The following is a 16,732-nucleotide window of genomic DNA, read 5'->3' as shown; positions in this document are numbered from 1 at the left end:
CTCGCGCAATGACGATGCCCAGAGCTCCAGCACCGTCTCAATCGAAGCGCCCCTCATCCACGTCCCCTGAACCATGATCACCCATGGATTCAGAGATCGAGGAAAGACGCAACTGTAATGCTAGGCCGTGGCATCCCGGGCATAGGCATAGGGCCCGCCGCGTTCGAGGGCGCGGCGATAGGCGGGGCGGGCGTGGATGCGGGCCAGGAAGGCGCCCGGATTCGGCTGGGTGGGGCCGAAGGGGGAGCGGGAGGTGGCGGCTTCCAGGGGGAAGCTCATCATGATGTCGGCGGCGGTGATGTCCGGGCCGGCGAACCAGCCGGTGTCGGACAGGGCCTCGTTCCAATAGGCCTTGAGGCGTTCGAGATTGGGGGCGACGAAGCTTTTCTGGGCGCCCTCGGTGATCTTGCGGGCCACCGGGCGGATCAGGGCGGGCACCTTGGACGGGATGTTGCCCAGGACAAGCGTCATGACCAGGGGCGGCATGGCCGAGCCCTCGGCATGGTGCATCCAGTGGCGGAAGCGCCACCAGTCGTTGCTGGCGGGCGGCGGGGCCAGGCGGCCGCGGCCGTAGCGGGCGAGGAGATAGTCGATGATGGCGCCGGTCTCGGCGATGGTCACCTCCTCCTCGGTGAGGATGGGGGCCTTGCCGAGGGGGTGGATGGCGCGCAGCTCGGGCGGGGCCAGCATGGTGGCCGGGTCCCGCTGGTATTTCTTGATCTCGTAGGGGAGCTCCAGCTCCTCCAGTAGCCAGAGCACCCGCTGGGAGCGGGAGTTGTTCAGGTGGTGGACCGTGATCATGCGGGCTCCCGTTTCCGGCTAGGGGTGGCGGCACTATCCCGCGCCCGGTTCCGGCACGGCCAGGGGTTCGGCGCCGTTGCCGTTGCCGGCACCGAGGGCGGGCAGGATGCCATCGGCGAGCAGGGCGTGCAGCGAGGCCATGTGGACGGGGTCGCGCGGCGCGGCGGGGTCCGAGAGCATGACGACGCTCAGCGCCATCTCCGGCACGACATAGAGCATCTGGCCGCCATAGCCCAGGCGAAGAAGACGGGCAGGCCGCGTGCGGCGCCGATCCACCAGCCATAGCCGTAGAGCTGGCCGCTCCAGGAGGAGCGGGTGCGGGGGGTCCAGCTTTCGGCGATCCAGTTCGCGGGGATGACGCGGTGGCTGTTCCAGAGGCCGCCGAGGCGGAAGGCCTCGCCGATTCGGAGCAGGGCGCGCGGGGCGAGGCGCATGTCGTTGCCGCCGTAGTAGCGGCCCTGCGGATCGCGCGGCCAGGGCGGGATGGTGATGCCGAGGGGCCTGCCGAGCCAGTCCCGCGCCAGCTCCAGCAGCGGGCGGCCCGCCGCGCGGCTAAGTGCGGCGCCGAGGATGTGCGTGGAGCCGGTGGAGTACTGCATGGCGCCGCCGGGCTCGTCCACGAAGGGGCGGGTGAGGGCATAGGCGACAGGATCGCGCGCGGCGGCCCAGCCGCCGTAATTCGCGCCGCTGGTGCGTTCCAGCCCGGCGCGCATGGTGAGGAGGTGGCCGATGGTGATGGCCTCCACCCGTGGGTCGAGGTCGGATGGACGCAGGCCTGGCAGGCGCAGGCCCAGGAGGGGAAGGACGGGCTGGTCCACCCCGCGCAGCACGCCACGGGCGATGGCGCAGCCGACCAGGGCGGAAAGGATCGTCTTGGAGGCCGACTTGATGTTCTGCGGCGCTTCCAGCGGCGGGCCGCGGAAGCGGTGCTCCGCGAGGATGGCGCCTTCGCGCGACACGAGGACGCTGTGCAGCCGGGGGAGGGTGGCGGCGTCCCGCAGGGCTTCGTCCAGCGGCGAGGCGCGGGCAGGACGGGCGAGGCCGGCCAGGGCAAGGCCAAGGAGGGGGCGGCGCGGGATGATCATCCGCGTCCGGATATGGCGCGGCGGGCGGCGGGAGCCATCCTCACGCGCATGATGATGCGAGGCGCGCCGAAGCCATTGGGGCTGGCGCGCCATCGGCATTGGGCCGGCCGGAAGAAGGCCTCGCGGCCTTCTTCCCAGGCTTCCACGGCGGTCCGGGGAAATCGGACCCGGGAAATCAGATGATGCGGAGGCGACCCAGCAGCCAGCCGAAGCCGACCGCGATGGCGGCGGCGGTCAGGGGCTGGTCGCGGATATAATCCTCGAGCTGGCCGATCTGGTTCTGCACCTCGCCCTTGGCCTGGTTCGCCTGGCCACGGGCCTGGGTGCGGTTGTCGCCGATCAGGCTGCCGACACCCTCCTGCACCTCACCCGCCGTCTTCTTGCCGGCGCCGATGATCCGGTCGCTGTCCATGTCTCTCTCCTCGTGGTGGGCCGCGGCGCCGTGCGGCAGCCCGCGGGGGAGGAAACGTGGCGAGGGCGCGTGGGTTGAGGGGGTGCTCCAAAACCGGATGCCATCGCTGTGACGATCCGGCGGCTGAGCCTCCGGAGCCGTGTCAGTCGAAGGGGTCCGCGGAGGAGGCCACGGTGGTTTCGGAACTGTAGAAGGACCAGGCGAATCCCAGCGCCACCGTCCAGTTCCAGTTTTGCCGGTGCAGCGGGCTGTCGGCATTGGCGGCACCGCCGAAATTCTCGACGCGGCCGCCGCCGACGAAGGAGATCTGCCGGGTGAGCGGCACGCGGTAGGAGAATTGCACTCTTGTTCCGAGATAGCCGCCTTTCGCGCGATAGGCCGGCCGGTCGGGCAGGGCGAATTCGGGCGCCACCTCGTAGAAGTAGCGGTGCAGGCGGGAGGTCGCGATGATCGGGCCGGCGCCGATGCGCAGCCTCGCGCCGGGGAAGCCGATGTTCCGGTCCTCATAGGCGAGTTCCGGCGAGAAGACGACGCCGCGGTAGTGGACCGAGGTGAGATCGCTGGAGAAGACCGCGCGGACGGGAAGTTCCAGGTTCACGCGGCGCGGGTGCAGGGGATCGCGCCAGAGGGTGAGGCGCAGGGCCGGACCGACCTCGCCCTGCCAGTCGAGGTCCGGCATGCCACGGCGGGCGCGGTTGTCGTCCGAGGAGGAGGGGAAGGCGCCGGAGAAGGAGAGGTCCAGGCCCAGCCGCTCCCCGCGCAGCACGCGGCCGCGCACGCCCTGGTCGTCGGCGCGCAGCACCTCGCCACGATAGATGACATAGGGCAGGGCGATGCCGCGCAGGTGGTTCTGGTCCGCGGCCGGGTAGTCGGGCAGCCAGCCGCCGCCACCGGCGACGCCCGCCTCGAAGACCGGGAGCCGCACCTCTCCCGCTTCCCGGGGTGCGTTCGGGGCGGTCTCCTGTGCCGCCGCCGGCGCGGCGAGCAGCAGCGCGGCGAGGGCGAGGCGCTTCATCCGGCGCGTTCCGCGAGGAGCAGGACATTAGGCAGCGGGGTGCCGGCCCAGCAGGGGGCGACACTGCAGCGGAAGCCGGCGGATTCGAAGCGGGCGACGATCTCCTCCACCGGGCGGGGCTGCACGGCGGCGCCGTCCCGCTCCACCGCGCGGCGGGCATGCTCCATGGCCATGCCGACGGCGCTGCGCCAGCCGCGGCCGGGATCGAAGAGGCGCATCACGATGCGGCGGCGCGCGGCGCGGGCCATGCCGTCCAGCACGGGGAGCTGGGCGCCGTCCGGCAGCTGGTAGAGCACATCGGCCATCAGGGCGGTGTCGGCCTCCGGCACCGGTACGCGCGAAAGATCGGCCGGGGTGAAGCGGGCGGGGAGTCCGAGGGCGGCGGCATTGGCTTCGGCCACCTTGGTGGCATCGAGGTCCAGGCCGGTGACGCGGGAGGCCCCGCCGGAGAGGAGCAGGGCGAGGCCGAGCTGGCCGCGGCCGCAGCCGAGGTCCACCACATGGCCGAGCCCGCCGACGCGCAGGGCATGGCCGAGGATGGCGGCGGTGGCGGGATCGCGGCGGAGCTTCGATGGCACGAAGCCGCGGGTGAAGCGGGAGGCGCCGGCATAGCGGCGCGCCACTTCGGGGATGAGCGACACGAGGTCGGGCGGGGAGTGTGTGAGGCCGTCCGGCATGGCGGCAGAATGCCCGGCTCTGGCCGATCCGGCAACGCAATGCAGGCGCGACCCCTTCCCCCGCATTCCATGCGCGGGCACCCTTCGCCCCGTTTCAGGAGGAGAGCCGCAGCCATGTCCGAGGAAGAGCTGATCCATGAGGTGAAGGAGGGCGGGATTCTTCTCACCACCCTCAACCGCCCGAAGGCGATGAACGCCTTTACCTTCGCCATGTACGAAGGGCTTGCGGCCAAGGCGGCGGAGATCGGGGCGGATCCCGCGATCAAGGCCTGGATCATCACGGGGGCCGGCGAGAAGGCCTTCGCCGCGGGCACCGACATCAAGCAGTTCACCACCTTCACCACGGCGCAGCACGCGCTGGACTACGAGGAGCGGATCGGGCGCGTGCTCTCCGCCATCGAGGACTGCCCGAAGCCGGTGATCGCCGCGATGAACGGCGCCTGCACGGGCGGCGGCGCGGGGGTGGCGGGGGTGTGCGACATCCGCATCGGATCGGCCAGCCTGCGCTTCGGCGTGCCGATCGCGCGGACGCTGGGGAACACGCTCTCGCTTGCGAATTATGCGCGCTTCTCGGCGCTGCTCGGACCCGGGCGGTTGCTGGAGCTGATCTTCACCGCGCGGCTCGTGGAGGCGGAGGAGGCGAAGTCGCTGGGGCTGGTGACCGAGGTGCTGCCCGACCAGGCGGCGCTGCTGGCGCGGGCGGAGGAGCTGGCGCGGACTGTCGCGGGGCATGCGCCGCTGACGCTGCGCGCCGCGAAGACCACGCTGAAGCGGCTGCGCGAGCATGCGTTGAAGGGGGTGAATGCCGACGACATGGTGGGGCTGACCTTCACCAGCGCGGATTTCAAGGAAGGGGTTGCGGCCTTCCTTGAGCGGCGCAAGCCGGTCTGGACGGGGCAGTAGCCCCGCTCCGGGGAGGCGAGACGCCTCCCCGGTTCAGTTCCCGGTTCAGTTGAGCGTGATGTTGAATTCCCGCGTCAGCGCCGTCCAGCGCGCCACATCCTCGGCGACATAGGCGGCGAAGGCGGCCGGGCTTTCGCTCGGGGTCGCGCGCACCGCCTGGCGTTCGAGATTCGCGAGCACCTCGGGGTCGCGCAGGATGCCGGTGACATGGGCGTGCAGCGTGGCGATGACGGGGGGCGGCGTTCCGGCCGGGGCAAAGAGGCCGTTCCACAATGTGGTGACCAGATCGGGGAAGCCGGCCTCGACCGTGGTGGGGATTTCTGGAAGCTGCGGCATGCGCCGGCGCGAAACCACGGCGAGCGGGCGCAGCCGGCCCGCCTGGATATGCGGCAAGGCGGCGGCGAGGTTGAATTCGGTGATCTGCGCATCGCCGCGCAGCATGACCGGCACCATCTCGCCGGCGCCGCGCAGCGGCAGGTGGGTCAGCGTGATCCCGGCGCGCCTGGCGAAGGTTTCCAGGTCGATATGCTGGTAGGAGCCGACGCCGGCTGAGGCGTAGACGAGCGGGGCGCTTGCGGCCCGTGCGTGGGTGACGAAATCCGCGAGTGACCCCACCGGAAGACCCGCCGGGGAGAGAAAGAGCTGCGGCGCCTCGATCAGGTTGGTGATGGGAAGCAGCCCGCGCGACGGCACCAGCGCGCGTTCCGGCCCCGCCATGGCGGAGTTGATGCCATGGGTGGACACGTTGTTGACGATCAACGTGTGCCCGTCCGGCCTTTCGCGCATCACGTAGTCATTGGCGATCCAGCCATTCGCGCCGGGGCGGTTCTCGACGACGACGTTCTGGCCGAGCAGCCGGGAGAGCGGATCGGCGATCACGCGCGCAATCAGGTCCGTGGTGCCGCCGGGCACGAGCGGCACGACCAGCCGGACCGGCCGCGAAGGCCAGGCCTGTGCGGCGGCAGGGCGCGCGGCGGCGGCGAGTGCGGCGGCGGCCAGGACGAGGCGGCGTGTGGCGAGCGGCATGGATGTTCTCCCAGGAGGCACCGGCCAGGAAACACCGGGGCGCGCCGGCTCTGCGGCCGGTTGCGCGCCCTTCGGCGGTCAGTCAGCGGCCCGGCGGGGGCATGATCTTGTCCGGCGCGTGCTCGGCGGCGACGGGGCGCGTCTCGCCCGTCGCGACAAGGGTCCGGGTCGCGGTGACGGAGGCGTAGGTCCAGAAGATCCGCATGGGCGCATCCGCGCTGGCGTTGCGGAAGAAATGCGGGACGCCGGAGGGAATCCAGGTGGTGTGGCCGGTACCGAGCCGGTGCTCCACGCCGTCGAGCACGGCGACGGCATCGCCTTCGAGGACCATGACGCTTTCCTCGCAGTCATGGAAATGCTGGCCGATGGCGGCGCCGGGATCGAAGATTGTGATGCCGTTGAGCAGCTGCGTAGAGCCGATGCCCGGCGTGACGAGCGGGATGGTGCGGGCGCCGCCGCCACGATCCGCCATGGGGCGTTCCGCGGGACGGAGGACGGCGGGGGTGGCCATGATGCTCTGCCTTTTCGTTGACGCGGGAGGCGGCGGTGCGGCGGCTATTCCATGCGGATGCCGGCGGTGCGGATGATCTCGGCCATGGCCGCATGGTCCTTCGCCAGTTCCGCGGTGAAGGCCTCGGGCGTGTTGGCGACGACCTCGTAGCCGAGCTGTTCCAGACGGTCCTTCACCGCGGGCCGCGCAAGCGCCTCGCGCAGCGCGCCGTTCAGCCGGGCGACGATGGCGGGCGGGGTGCCGGCGGGGGCGAGGAAGGCGCCCCAGGTGAAGAAGCTGAAGCCGGGCAGGCCGGCCTCGGCGATGGTGGGGGAATCCGGAAAGGAATCGATGCGCGCAGGGCCGGCTGTACCGAGGAGGCGGAGCTGGCTGTCGCGGATGAAGGTGTTCGGCGTCGGCAAGCCGAAGAAGCCGAAGGGGACCTCGCCGGCGGTGACGGCGGTGAGGGCGGGCGTCGCGCCGCGATAGGAGATGTGGTTCATCCGCACGCCCGCCTTCTGGAGGAACGTCTCCATGGCGATGTGCTGCGGGCTGCCGGCGCCGCCGGAAGCATAGTCGATCTGCCCCGGGCGGGCGCGGGCCGCGGCGATCAGCCCGGCGACATCGCGCGCCGGGGCGGAGGGATGCGCGACGAGGGCCCAACGGATGCGCACGATCTGGCCGATGGGCGCGAAGTCGCGCAGCGGGTCGTAGCCGACCTGGGCGTTCAGGTTCGGCAGCATCGTCAGCACGGCGTCGTTGACGGCGAGCAGCGTGTAGCCATCCGGCGTGGCGCGTGCTCCGGCGCGCATCCCGACCATGCCGGAGGCGCCCGTCTGGTTCTCGATCAGCAGGCGCTGGCCGAGGGTTTCGCCCATGCGGTCGGAGACGATGCGGACGACGACATCCACCGCGCTGCCGGCCGCGAGCGGCATGATCACGCGGATGGGTCTGTCGGGGTAGGCGGGCTGCGCCAGCGCGCCACCGGGCATGGCGGCGGCCATGGAGCAGGCGAACAGGGCGCCCATGGTGAAGGCGAAAAGCCGCCGGCGCATCGCGCATCCTCCCGGGCCGCGGTGAGCCCGCGCGCCGCTTGCCTTATAACGATACAGGACATATCCATCGGGCCGGAGTGTCAAGCCGGGACATCGGCGGGGATTGGGCGAATGGGAAACGAGGCGAGGGCGGCGGATGGCCCGCTCATCCTGCGCCCGCTGCGGGGCGGCCCGGCCATTCCGCTCTGGCTGCAGCTGAAGCATGCGCTGCGGGACCTCGTCACCTTCGACCTGGGGCCGGGCGACCGGATCGCGACCGAGGCGGAGCTTTGCGCCCATTACGGGCTTTCGCGCATCACGGTGCGGCAGGCCGTCACCTCGCTGGTGGATGAAGGACTGCTGCACCGGCAGCAGGGGCGCGGCACTTTCGTGCGCCTGGCGCGGCGGGATGCGCCGCTGTCCAATCCCGGGCATTTCCTGGCCAGCGCCTTCGATGACGTGCCGCCCGGCGCGATCCGGTTGCATGCGGCCGAGACGGTGCCGGCGCCGAGCTGGGTGGCGTCCCGCCTGGGGATTCCAGCCGATTCGCCCGTGCACAAGCTGCGGCGCGTGCTGGACCGGGACGGGGCGCCGGCGGCCATCCGCACATGCTTCGTGCCGGCGGCGCTGGCGCCGGACCTGCTTGGGGCCGAGCTGGAGGGGCCGCTGCATCTCGTGCTGGAGCAGGTCTTCGGGTTGGTGGCGCGGGAGGCGCAGGAGCGGATGGAGGTGATCCGGGCGGATGCCTTCCGGGCCGGGCTGCTGGGCACCGCCGCACATGAGCCGCTCGTGCTGACGGAGCGCGTTGCCTATGACACGGTGGGGCAGGCGATCGAATGCGCCCGCACCTATTACCGCGCGGACAGCTTCTCCTTCACCCGCACCCTCCGGCGCGGGGAGGTGCGCGCCGTACGGGCAGCCGGTGCTGGCCCTTGACCCTGCTGACCCAGGTTGTCTTATGACGTTCTGGGACGCGGCGTTCGACCGCGCCGGGAGAACGCCATGGCCGTCATCGACGCGCACACCCATGTCCTGACGGAGGACATGATCGGGAGCATCGCCCGCGCGGTGCCGTCACTGGCGCCGAAGCTGATGCGGCTGGATGATGAGGCGGGGATCCTCGAGATCCTGGACGTCCGGCAGAACCCCTTTCCGCGCGCCGCATGGGACCTGGAGCGGCGCTTTGCCGACATGGCGGCGCAGCGGGTGGATGTGCATGTGGTGTGCAACATCCCCCACACCTTCCTTTACGAGGCGGATGCGGGGGCGGCGGATACCGTCTCCGAAATCCAGAACGAGGCGATCGGCGCACTGTGCCGGCGGCATCCCAGCCGCTTCATCGGGCTGGCGACGGCCGCGATGCAGGATCCTGCGCGCGCCGCCGTGACGCTGGAGCGCGCGGTGACGAAGCATGGGCTGCGTGGGCTGCATCTCGGCTCCAACATCGGTGGGCGGAACCTGGACGAGCCGGCGCTGGATGCGGTGTGGGAGGTGGCGGACCGGCACGGGCTGTTCGTGCTGGTGCATCCGCACAAGGTCGTCGCGGCGGAGCGGATGCGGAGCTACTACCTGACCAACCTGATCGGGAATCCGCTGGAGACGACGATCGCGGCGGCGTCCCTCGTCTTCGGCGGGGTGATCGAGCGTCATCCGGGGATCCGCTTCTGCCTGTCCCATGCAGGCGGCTTCGTGCCGTACCAGGCAGGGCGCTTCTGGCATGGCTGGCGGGTGCGGCCGGAGCCGAAGGCGCGGCTGAAGGGTGATCCGGCCGAAAGCCTGGACCGGCTGCTGTATGACAGCATCACCCATGCGCCCGGCGCGCTGCGCTTCCTGCTGGAGGAGGTGGGGGCGGAGCGCGTGGTGTTCGGCACCGACTATCCCTTCGACATGGGCACCACGCGCGGCGTGGAGGAGGTGGAGGAGGCGATCGCCGATGCCGGCGCGCGGGATGCGATCCTGTCCGGCAATGCGCGGCGGCTCTTCGCCGCCCCCGGCGAGGGCTGAGGCCATGGCCTTGGAGGAAGCGGCCGCGACCAACCTGCCGCGGCATCGCGCGGAGACGATGATCGGCTTCGCCGCCGATGTGCTGGCGGCGCAGGGGCTGCGCCCGGCGGATGCCAGGCGCGCCGCCGAGCTGATGGTGGAGGCCGACCTGACCGGCGCCGATGCGCATGGCATCTTCCGCCTGCCGCAATATGTGCGGCGGCTTCGCGCGGGCGGCGCCAATCCGCGGCCGGACATCGAGGTGCGACGCCTGGCGCCCGCGGTCGCGATGGTGGAGGGCGACAACGGGCTCGGCCATCTGGTGATGTCCAGGGCGGGCGAGACGGCGATCGAGATCGCGCGGGAGAGTGGCATCGCCTGGGTGGGTGCGCGGCGTTCCAACCATGCGGGATCGGGCGCGGTGCATGCCTGCCTGCCGCTCGCGGCTGGGATGATCGGGATCTACACGGTGGTTGCCAGCGCCAACCACATGGCGCCCTGGGGCGGGACGGAATCGCTGCTGGGCACCAATCCGCTGGCCATCGCGATTCCCATGGGGAATACCGATCCGGTCGTGCTCGACATGGCCACCACCGTCGTTTCCTACGGCACGGTGAAGGGGCATGCACTGCTCGGCAAGCCGATGCCGGAGGGTTGGATGATCGATGCGCGCACCGGCGAGCCGCTGACCGATCCGAAGCGCAGCCATGAGGGCATCCTGCTGCCGGTGGGCAGCTACAAGGGAAGCGGGCTTGCCATGATGCTCGGGCTGCTGGCGGGGCCGCTCAACCGCGCGGCCTTCGGGCGCGACGTGGTGGATTTCAACGCCGATGACCGCACGGTCACGGAAACGGGGCATGTGCTGATCGCCGTCGACATCGCGCGCTTCCTGGATCCGGCGGCCTTTCAGACAGAGGTGGCGCGGCACCTGGATGACCTGCGGAACTCGGCGAAGCTGCCGGGCGTGGGGCGCATCCGCACGCCGGGCGAGTTGCGCGCGGTGCGCCGGCGGGAGCGCGCGGCGCATGGTGTCGCCCTGTCCGCGCCGCTGATGGCGCAGCTCGACCGGTTGGCGGGGGAGGCAGGCGTCACGCCGCTGGGAGAGCGGTGAGGCGCGTGGGTACGCCGATTCCGGGACGCCGCGCGTCCAGCAGGTGACGGGTTGGCTTACCGCGCCGGTTGGCGCGGTGCGTGCCCAGGTGGGGCGGCCCGCGCGGCGGCCTGCACCGAGGCTCGCTCGAACACCGCCCTGGGCTGGGCGCAGATGTCATGACCGGGAAGCACGGCTTCCTGCCCGTCCGTGAGGCGCATGCGCAGGTCGAAGCGGCAAGGGGGTGCCGGCCTTGCGGCGGAAGCGCTTCTCCGCGCCATCCGCGACGGGCTCCCGCAGGCGGTTGCGCGTACGGGCGGGGGTGGTGCCCGGCTCGAGGGCGACGAGGCGCGTGGCTTCCTGGCCGGTGCGGTTCACCACGCGCCAGGAATTGGCCGGGGCCTGCGCCATCGCGGGGGCGATGAACCAGGGGAGGAGGAGCAGGGGGAGGAGTCGGCGCATCGGCGGAGTGTGGACGGATTCGCAACGATGGAAAGGGGGCGTCGGGGGCTTTGCCCCTGGACCCCGCCGTCTGTTGGTACGCCTGATGTGGTGGCTTCGGACGACTGGCGGGGCAGCCCAGGGCCCTGGGGAGGAGGCCCAGGGAAGCGGCCTGCGGCGCCTAACGGAACGCGGGGTCCGGGGGCCGCGTTCGGCCCCCGGCGGAGGTCCAGGAGCCTGTGCACTCTTTCGCCGCATGATGGGTGTCCGCATACAACGGCCCTCTCACGGCGGTAACAGGGGTTCGAATCCCCTTGGGGACGCCAGCCTTTCCAAAGGCTTAGCGACTGTGAAAGGGGACTGCCGCAAGACTGGGGGTCAGGCGGCGATAGCCGCTTGCGGGTGACAGTCGTTGGCAACCGAGAAGCGCTGCCCGAAGCCAGTGCCGAGCGTGCCGTTGTAGACGGCGCAGCGAACCTGGAGCAGCCGATCGGCGCCGCGGCGTGACCAGCGCATCTGCTGCGATTTGTTCATGCGGCGGTTCACCAGGAAGTTGGCCGTGCCCTCGGTCAGCGCCGTGCCGACCCGCAACCCGGCCCGGTGCCGCTCGCCGTAGTTGACGAGCCAGTCGCTCTGCCCGACGAGGTAGCCGTCCAGTGCCCGCAGTGCGGTCCAGGGCTTGCGCGCGGGCGCGATGGACCTGCGGCCGCCGGGTTCGCCCCGGAAGTGGTGCATGACCGCGTGGATGCGATCGATGCTGATCCCGGCATCCCTGGCCCTGCCGTTCCACAACCGCTAGCGCAGGCGCTCGACCTCCTCGACGATTACCGCCTTCGCGGCCGCACGCTCCGGACCGTCAGACGACAGGGCTCCGGCAATCTGCGTCAGATGGTGCAGCCGCATAGCAACATGGAACCAGTCCAGGATCGGGAGCCCATCAACGCCAGCTGCGAGAACAAGACGTCGCAGTCCGGAACAACCATCGGTGAACGCCGTCAGCACCGTGCCCTCGGTGCGCCCGACCGCGTCGAGGCTGCGGCGGATCAGCGCCGCGGGATCCGTGTCGGTCTTGACGACAGCACCGAAGACCTGCCGTCTTCCGGTCGTCGTCTCGACATTGCCGATCCGGACCTCCAGGTGCCGCTCGCCCTCCTCGCAGCTCCGGACGAAGGTCGAGTCCAAGGTCACCACGATGGCCTCGGCAGAAGCTGCCGGCTCGGCTGTCACCGGCATCGGCAGGCTCTCGGCGACCTTGAAGGTATGCCGGCGCAAAGTCTCGGGATCAGTGCCTGCGTCCACCGGGAAGAGCTGCGCCAACATCTCGGCGGCGGTCCGGTAGGTCATCAGGGCGGAAAACTGAGCCCGCAGCCGGTCCAGCTCCGGGGTCGAGCGGACGTGCGACGGCCATCCCACACCTGCCTCGGTCGTGGCACACCCCGCACAGTGGAAGCGGGGCAGCCGAACGGCAACCTGGCCGAACAGCGTGGCGAGCGCGTGCTGGCGGTAGTCCTTCACTCGGCACACACCACCGCAGCCGGGGCACCCCGGACGGCGCGCGGCATGGACCCGGGCCTGCGCGGCGACGATCTCCCGCTGGATGCCCGCCAGCAGCCGTTTGCCCTCGGCCAAGGTCAGGCCCAGGCTGGCCAGATCGGTGAGGTCGTCGGGCTTGGCGATCCGCATGACATCGGTGCTGTGTTCGTCGCCCTCGGCCCCGATGCTCACCAGCTTCACAATCCAGGCCACGCTGTCTCTACCCCAACTGGAGAATAGGCCTGAAAGTACCCCTTCGGCCTCGCACCCCCAATCTCGCGGCAGTCCCTTGTCGGAGGGCTCCGTAGCCGTCGAAGGCTAACGTTGGATCTGGACCACCAAACCCAGGCGCCTCACTGCCGATGCGCCATTAACATCAGAGCCGGAGCACCTCGTGCGGGCTTGTCACCAGCGGTCACGAAACGTGACCGCTGGCCCGATCCGGCTACTGTAAGAACCAGTCGGCAGAGGCACTGACTGCAGCTTGGTCGGAGGTCAGGACAAACCGCAAATCGTCCACTGAGAACCACGTATTGGAAGGCGGGGTGAGATCAATCCGATCCACGACGTATTTGGGCAGGTTCACCCCGGGATCGCTTCGGATGTCGTACGCACTGGAGAACTGAACAACATTGTTGTTGTAGCCGGTGACGGTCACTGTGGATGCCGATGAACCGTAAGTATCCCAATAATAGAACTTCACGGATTGCAGAAAGAAGTCTGCCCCATTCGAACGCTCTATTGTCCAGTCATTGTAGCCATACGCATTCCATGCGGTGTTACCCGCTTGAAGTGGCACACCGAAGGATTCCAGGTCGCCAGCAGCAGGGCTAACAAAGGGCGAGTAAGTATCGTTAAAGCCCTGGCTGCGAAAATACCAATTAAATCCTTTGTACCCTTCCTCGAGACTGTACCTGTACGGCGAATAGATAAGTGGGTTAGGTGAAGCAAGGGCGTCACTAAAATCGATAGTCTGAAAGTTGAGGTTGATCTCGTTCGCCCCGTTGATCGTGAAGGAGATGTCCTTCTCCGTGCCGTCGAGGCTCTCGACCGTGAATGTGTCGACCTTGGTCTGGCCCGCCCCGAGGAACTGTACTGCGCTGTTCTCGACGGAGTAGGTATAGGCCCCGTTCGCCGCGAGAGTCAGCGTGCCCAGGGTGCCCGCGGCAGCGGCGACCGCCGTCTTGAACGAGCCCTGGCCCTGGTCGGTGTCGCTGATCCCGATCGTGCCTGAGGCCATCAGTTTGCCAGAAGTGACCGCCACGTCCTCCGTCACCGCCGCGACCGTCGGCGTCCCGATCACCGCCGCATCGTTCTGGCCGTTGATCGTGAAGCTCACCTGCTTCGCCGTGCCGTCGAGTGACTCGACCGTGAAGGTCTCGGTCTTCGTGTCGTCCGCCCCGAGGAACTGCACCGCCGCATTGGCGACGGCGTAGGTGTAGCTGCCATCGGCGGCCAGGCTAAGCGTGCCGAGGTTACCCGCCGTGGCGGCCACCGTCGTCGTGAACAGGCCTTGGTCCTGGTCAGCGTCGCTGATCCCGATCGTGCCCGAGGCTATCAATTTGCCGGAAGTGACCGCCACATCCTCGGTCACCGCCGAGACCGTCGGCGTGCCGATCACGGGCGCGTCGTTGACGGCTGCGATGCTGAGGCTGGCGGTTTGGTCGGTGGTGAGGCTGCCGTCGGAGACCTTGTAGGAGAAGCTCACCGGGCCGTTGGCGTTGGCGGCCGGCGTGTAGGTCCAGGTTCCGTCGTTGTTGTTGACAAGGCTGCCGCCGCCGCTGGCCACCGCCAGGCCGGTGACCGAGAGGGAGCTGCTGTCGACGTCCGTGGCGCCGGCCAGCAGCTGGGCTGCGGTGATCTGCACCGCCGTGTCCTCGGTGCCCGCCGGCAGCGTCACCGCGGCCGAAACGGTGGGTGCCTCGTTGACGTTGCCGACGGCGATGGTCAGCACCTTCTGAAAGGAGAGGCCCCACTGATCCGTGACCTGGATAGTGACGGAGTGTTCGTGCTTCGCCTCGAAGTCGAAGCTCTGCTTGGTTACCAGCGTGGTGCCGTCGGCAGCGATCGCGAAAGCGTCGCCGCCCCCGACGATCTTGTAGGTGAAGGTGTCCTTGGCATCCGGGTCCGAGGCCGAGAGCACGCCGACTGCAGTGCCGGCTGCGCTATTCTCATTGACCGTGCTCTTGGTGATCTGCACGTCGGTCGGCGGCTTGGCGAAGAGGAACATGTCATTCGTCAGGTCTCGCGGGTTGACCCAGCGGATGGTCAGAATGTCGGTGTCCGAGAACTTGATCAGGGTGTCCCCGCCCCACTGCTGGGTGCCGACCACCATTCCCGCCGCCTTCAGGCCCTCGAAGCTGGTGATGCCGTTGAGCTTGGCGGCAGAGTATCGGAGGTCGACCTTGTCGCCTTCCCAGCGGTTCAAACCCTCAATGAAGTCGCGGCCATCGCCGACACCGTAGACATAGGTGTCAGCGCCTGAGCCACCGTTCGCCACATCCCCATCGCCTGCGCCACCACGAAGCGTGTCATTGCCGTCACCGCCGTAGAGTGTGTCGGTACCCTCATCGCCAGCAAGCACATCGTCCCCGGCGTCCCCGGTGATGAAGTCGTTCCCTGTCCCGCCGCTGACAGTGTCGTTGCCGTTCCCGCCGTAGGCGCGGTCATCGCCGCCGCCAGCGAGGATCTCGTCATTCCCGTCGCCGGCGGCGAACTGCTCGGCGGCGTTGGTGCCGAGAAGCTGATCGCGCCCGGAGGTTCCCCAGTAACCACCCCACTGAGCGGCGTTCTGAACGTTGTCGAAGGCGGCCATTGATAAACGGTTCCCGTGCTTGAGCCGAGCGGCGTTGCCTAAGCACGGGCCGCTTTCGAGCCGGCATCGAACCAAGGCCCGTGATCATTGCAGGAACGCAAAATACAATCAATCCAAAAAAGAGAAAAAAATCCAAACTTGATCTCAGCGCCGCGAGGCTTTGGTCGGGCTACGCGGGGGAATTGGGGAACCGCCCCATCCCTGCCCTTTGGGTACGACAATAGAGGGTTATCGTGCCTGACCGCCTGCGGGAGGCGCGGGTTGAGCTTGGATTTGCTGGGTTTTTCCATGAGCGACGCGGTGACGACCGGGTCAGCGCCCTGCCCGGCCGAGCCCGGAACCCACGTGCTCAACACGCCGGGCGTCCCTGGCCGTGACCGCACGGACGGCGCACTCCCTGTCGGGACCCCCACCAGGGCGGCGCGCTGCATCGCGGCCCGCACGTCCACACGGGAATCTCCTCCCGGGCACGAGGATGGCCCTGATGACCCCAGCGCCTGGGCTGCGGTGTTCGGTGGGGCACAGGAGGTTGGAGGGGCCGACTCGCGCACGCGTCGAAGCCGCCAACTCACACGAACAAAGAAAGGACAACAAGGTAAGTTCAAGCGCCTCGTTTGCCTCACCGACGAGGTAGGGACTCTGGTGGTCCGAGTCGGGATGTCTCCGCCACGTCGGCGGCGCGCTAATTCCCACAGGCACCGTTGGACTATTGCAGGTTTGGGGTTGGAATCTTGAAGGGTGCCCTTCTGGGGCGCGCCCTGCCGGTTCAAAGGCTTGCCAGAACCGCTCACAGGATTCTTGAAGGTCCAACTACAAGTAGTTTATCAAAACAGCTTCCCTAGGCCGTGTGGACGGCTTCCAGGAAGTTGAATCCGTCTCGGATTCCTTGGCTACCTAATCGGTGGACTGGCTCAACTGAGGGATAAGGGCTTGTGGGTGTGAGTAGCGCCAAATCGGCTCCTTCTCGAAAGCGGCCGCGAGACACTGACCCGACTGGCGGAATTGGCGAGATCCCGATCGGCACCGATCGGGATCCCTCCCTTACTTTTCTTCTTATATCGTAATAAACTCATCTGGCTGACGCCCTCGGGGTCTCCGTTCGGGCTTCCGCACTGAATCCAATCATCCCCGAAGGGGGCTCCATGGCCCTACAGCTTGGCGCTCTGCGCGATGCCCTTGAGGCGGCCGGTGCTGACAAGGAGGCGGCCCGCAAGGCTTCGGAGGAGGTGGCGGCCTACCAGAGGGACACCAGACCCCTGTGCTCGGATCTTCTGCTGTTGAAGTGGCTGGTCGGCGTGACCCTAGCATTACAGTTGCGTCTTTCCTCGATCTCTGAATCCATGGGTGATCATGGTTCAGGGGACGTGGATGAGGGGCGCTTCGATTGAGACGGTGCTGGAGCTCTGGGCATCGTCATTGCGCGAGAC

Annotated in this window: 18 protein-coding genes; 5 read left to right on the top strand and 13 right to left on the bottom strand. The window is 68.8% G+C overall.

Annotated features, from left to right (window positions below):
- Positions 1 to 120: 120 nt before the first annotated feature.
- The 6 genes from GSE44_RS23860 to GSE44_RS23840 form a co-directional block, all read right to left on the bottom strand.
- Complete coding sequence (locus tag GSE44_RS23860; RefSeq protein WP_159351332.1) at positions 121 to 801, bottom strand: glutathione S-transferase; 681 nt, start codon at positions 799 to 801, stop codon at positions 121 to 123.
- Positions 802 to 834: 33 nt separating this feature from the next.
- Entirely contained in the window at positions 835 to 1,020 is a 186-nt protein-coding gene (locus GSE44_RS25995) for a hypothetical protein (protein ID WP_235925112.1), read from the bottom strand.
- Entirely contained in the window at positions 990 to 1,979 is a 990-nt protein-coding gene (locus GSE44_RS23855) for a serine hydrolase domain-containing protein (protein WP_235925111.1), read from the bottom strand. Before GSE44_RS23855 ends, GSE44_RS25995 begins: the two co-directional genes overlap by 31 nt.
- An 82-nt stretch (positions 1,980 to 2,061) precedes the next feature.
- Positions 2,062 to 2,298: a CsbD family protein gene (locus GSE44_RS23850; RefSeq protein WP_159351331.1), complete on the bottom strand. Its 237-nt coding sequence runs from the start codon at positions 2,296 to 2,298 to the stop codon at positions 2,062 to 2,064.
- 142 nt (positions 2,299 to 2,440) lie between these two features.
- Positions 2,441 to 3,313, bottom strand: coding sequence for a MipA/OmpV family protein (locus tag GSE44_RS23845; RefSeq protein ID WP_159351330.1), 873 nt, complete (start codon positions 3,311 to 3,313; stop codon positions 2,441 to 2,443).
- Positions 3,310 to 3,990: a methyltransferase domain-containing protein gene (locus GSE44_RS23840; protein WP_159351329.1), complete on the bottom strand. Its 681-nt coding sequence runs from the start codon at positions 3,988 to 3,990 to the stop codon at positions 3,310 to 3,312. Before GSE44_RS23840 ends, GSE44_RS23845 begins: the two co-directional genes overlap by 4 nt.
- 114 nt (positions 3,991 to 4,104) lie before the next feature.
- On the opposite strand from GSE44_RS23840, the gene GSE44_RS23835 reads away from it, so the two are divergent.
- The gene (locus GSE44_RS23835) at positions 4,105 to 4,893 is read left to right on the top strand and encodes an enoyl-CoA hydratase (RefSeq protein WP_159351328.1); all 789 of its coding nucleotides are present in this window, start codon (positions 4,105 to 4,107) and stop codon (positions 4,891 to 4,893) included.
- Positions 4,894 to 4,938: 45 nt separating this feature from the next.
- Here GSE44_RS23835 and GSE44_RS23830 read toward each other — a convergent pair whose 3' ends face one another.
- The 3 genes from GSE44_RS23830 to GSE44_RS23820 form a co-directional block, all read right to left on the bottom strand.
- Positions 4,939 to 5,919: a tripartite tricarboxylate transporter substrate binding protein gene (locus tag GSE44_RS23830; RefSeq protein WP_159351327.1), complete on the bottom strand. Its 981-nt coding sequence runs from the start codon at positions 5,917 to 5,919 to the stop codon at positions 4,939 to 4,941.
- An 82-nt stretch (positions 5,920 to 6,001) separates the two neighbouring features.
- Complete coding sequence (locus tag GSE44_RS23825; protein WP_159351326.1) at positions 6,002 to 6,430, bottom strand: cupin domain-containing protein; 429 nt, start codon at positions 6,428 to 6,430, stop codon at positions 6,002 to 6,004.
- Between the two features lie 44 nt (positions 6,431 to 6,474).
- Positions 6,475 to 7,464, bottom strand: coding sequence for a Bug family tripartite tricarboxylate transporter substrate binding protein (locus tag GSE44_RS23820; RefSeq protein WP_159351325.1), 990 nt, complete (start codon positions 7,462 to 7,464; stop codon positions 6,475 to 6,477).
- Positions 7,465 to 7,575: 111 nt separating this feature from the next.
- On the opposite strand from GSE44_RS23820, the gene GSE44_RS23815 reads away from it, so the two are divergent.
- The 3 genes from GSE44_RS23815 to GSE44_RS23805 all read left to right on the top strand — a co-directional run bounded on the left by GSE44_RS23815 (position 7,576) and on the right by GSE44_RS23805 (position 10,537).
- A complete protein-coding gene (locus GSE44_RS23815; protein WP_159351324.1) occupies positions 7,576 to 8,379 on the top strand; it encodes a GntR family transcriptional regulator in 804 nt (267 codons plus the stop codon).
- Positions 8,380 to 8,445: 66 nt separating this feature from the next.
- On the top strand, positions 8,446 to 9,447 hold the full coding sequence (locus GSE44_RS23810; protein ID WP_159351323.1) for an amidohydrolase family protein: 1,002 nt from the start codon (positions 8,446 to 8,448) through the stop codon (positions 9,445 to 9,447).
- A 4-nt stretch (positions 9,448 to 9,451) separates the two neighbouring features.
- Positions 9,452 to 10,537 carry an Ldh family oxidoreductase gene (locus tag GSE44_RS23805; protein WP_201306225.1) on the top strand — a complete coding sequence of 362 codons (1,086 nt, stop codon included), beginning with the start codon at positions 9,452 to 9,454 and terminating at the stop codon, positions 10,535 to 10,537.
- 156 nt (positions 10,538 to 10,693) lie between these two features.
- Here the strand turns inward: GSE44_RS23805 and GSE44_RS23800 are convergent, their stop codons facing one another.
- From GSE44_RS23800 to GSE44_RS23785, 4 genes are all read right to left on the bottom strand, one after another.
- On the bottom strand, positions 10,694 to 10,978 hold the full coding sequence (locus GSE44_RS23800) for a hypothetical protein (protein ID WP_159351322.1): 285 nt from the start codon (positions 10,976 to 10,978) through the stop codon (positions 10,694 to 10,696).
- 357 nt (positions 10,979 to 11,335) lie between these two features.
- Positions 11,336 to 11,692, bottom strand: a complete 357-nt coding sequence (locus tag GSE44_RS23795; RefSeq protein WP_159351321.1) for a hypothetical protein — start codon at positions 11,690 to 11,692, stop codon at positions 11,336 to 11,338.
- 60 nt (positions 11,693 to 11,752) lie between these two features.
- Complete coding sequence (locus GSE44_RS23790) at positions 11,753 to 12,703, bottom strand: hypothetical protein (RefSeq protein ID WP_235925110.1); 951 nt, start codon at positions 12,701 to 12,703, stop codon at positions 11,753 to 11,755.
- Positions 12,704 to 12,935: 232 nt separating this feature from the next.
- The gene (locus tag GSE44_RS23785) at positions 12,936 to 15,305 is read right to left on the bottom strand and encodes a VCBS domain-containing protein (RefSeq protein WP_159351319.1); all 2,370 of its coding nucleotides are present in this window, start codon (positions 15,303 to 15,305) and stop codon (positions 12,936 to 12,938) included.
- A 1,142-nt stretch (positions 15,306 to 16,447) separates the two neighbouring features.
- Between GSE44_RS23785 and GSE44_RS23780 the strand changes: the two genes are divergently transcribed.
- Complete coding sequence (locus tag GSE44_RS23780; RefSeq protein WP_201306224.1) at positions 16,448 to 16,693, top strand: hypothetical protein; 246 nt, start codon at positions 16,448 to 16,450, stop codon at positions 16,691 to 16,693.
- The last annotated feature ends 39 nt before the right edge of the window (positions 16,694 to 16,732 follow it).

Source organism: Muricoccus harenae, assembly GCF_009848505.1.
GTDB classification, from domain to species: Bacteria; Pseudomonadota; Alphaproteobacteria; order Acetobacterales; family Acetobacteraceae; genus Roseomonas; species Roseomonas harenae.
Note: the sequence above shows the minus strand (reverse complement) of the source record. Positions and strands in the feature narration are given on the sequence as shown.

Coding starts and splice junctions, on each gene's coding strand:
- GSE44_RS23850 (WP_159351331.1), bottom strand. CDS start 2,298: ATGGACAGCGACCGGATCATCGGCGCCGGCAAGAAGACGGCGGGTGAG.
- GSE44_RS23830 (WP_159351327.1), bottom strand. CDS start 5,919: ATGCCGCTCGCCACACGCCGCCTCGTCCTGGCCGCCGCCGCACTCGCC.
- GSE44_RS23805 (WP_201306225.1), top strand. CDS start 9,452: ATGGCCTTGGAGGAAGCGGCCGCGACCAACCTGCCGCGGCATCGCGCG.
- GSE44_RS23840 (WP_159351329.1), bottom strand. CDS start 3,990: ATGCCGGACGGCCTCACACACTCCCCGCCCGACCTCGTGTCGCTCATC.
- GSE44_RS23820 (WP_159351325.1), bottom strand. CDS start 7,464: ATGCGCCGGCGGCTTTTCGCCTTCACCATGGGCGCCCTGTTCGCCTGC.
- GSE44_RS23780 (WP_201306224.1), top strand. CDS start 16,448: ATGGCCCTACAGCTTGGCGCTCTGCGCGATGCCCTTGAGGCGGCCGGT.
- GSE44_RS25995 (WP_235925112.1), bottom strand. CDS start 1,020: ATGCTCTATGTCGTGCCGGAGATGGCGCTGAGCGTCGTCATGCTCTCG.
- GSE44_RS23860 (WP_159351332.1), bottom strand. CDS start 801: ATGATCACGGTCCACCACCTGAACAACTCCCGCTCCCAGCGGGTGCTC.
- GSE44_RS23795 (WP_159351321.1), bottom strand. CDS start 11,692: ATGCACCACTTCCGGGGCGAACCCGGCGGCCGCAGGTCCATCGCGCCC.
- GSE44_RS23785 (WP_159351319.1), bottom strand. CDS start 15,305: ATGGCCGCCTTCGACAACGTTCAGAACGCCGCTCAGTGGGGTGGTTAC.
- GSE44_RS23800 (WP_159351322.1), bottom strand. CDS start 10,978: ATGCGCCGACTCCTCCCCCTGCTCCTCCTCCCCTGGTTCATCGCCCCC.
- GSE44_RS23855 (WP_235925111.1), bottom strand. CDS start 1,979: ATGGCGCGCCAGCCCCAATGGCTTCGGCGCGCCTCGCATCATCATGCG.
- GSE44_RS23845 (WP_159351330.1), bottom strand. CDS start 3,313: ATGAAGCGCCTCGCCCTCGCCGCGCTGCTGCTCGCCGCGCCGGCGGCG.
- GSE44_RS23825 (WP_159351326.1), bottom strand. CDS start 6,430: ATGGCCACCCCCGCCGTCCTCCGTCCCGCGGAACGCCCCATGGCGGAT.
- GSE44_RS23835 (WP_159351328.1), top strand. CDS start 4,105: ATGTCCGAGGAAGAGCTGATCCATGAGGTGAAGGAGGGCGGGATTCTT.
- GSE44_RS23810 (WP_159351323.1), top strand. CDS start 8,446: ATGGCCGTCATCGACGCGCACACCCATGTCCTGACGGAGGACATGATC.
- GSE44_RS23815 (WP_159351324.1), top strand. CDS start 7,576: ATGGGAAACGAGGCGAGGGCGGCGGATGGCCCGCTCATCCTGCGCCCG.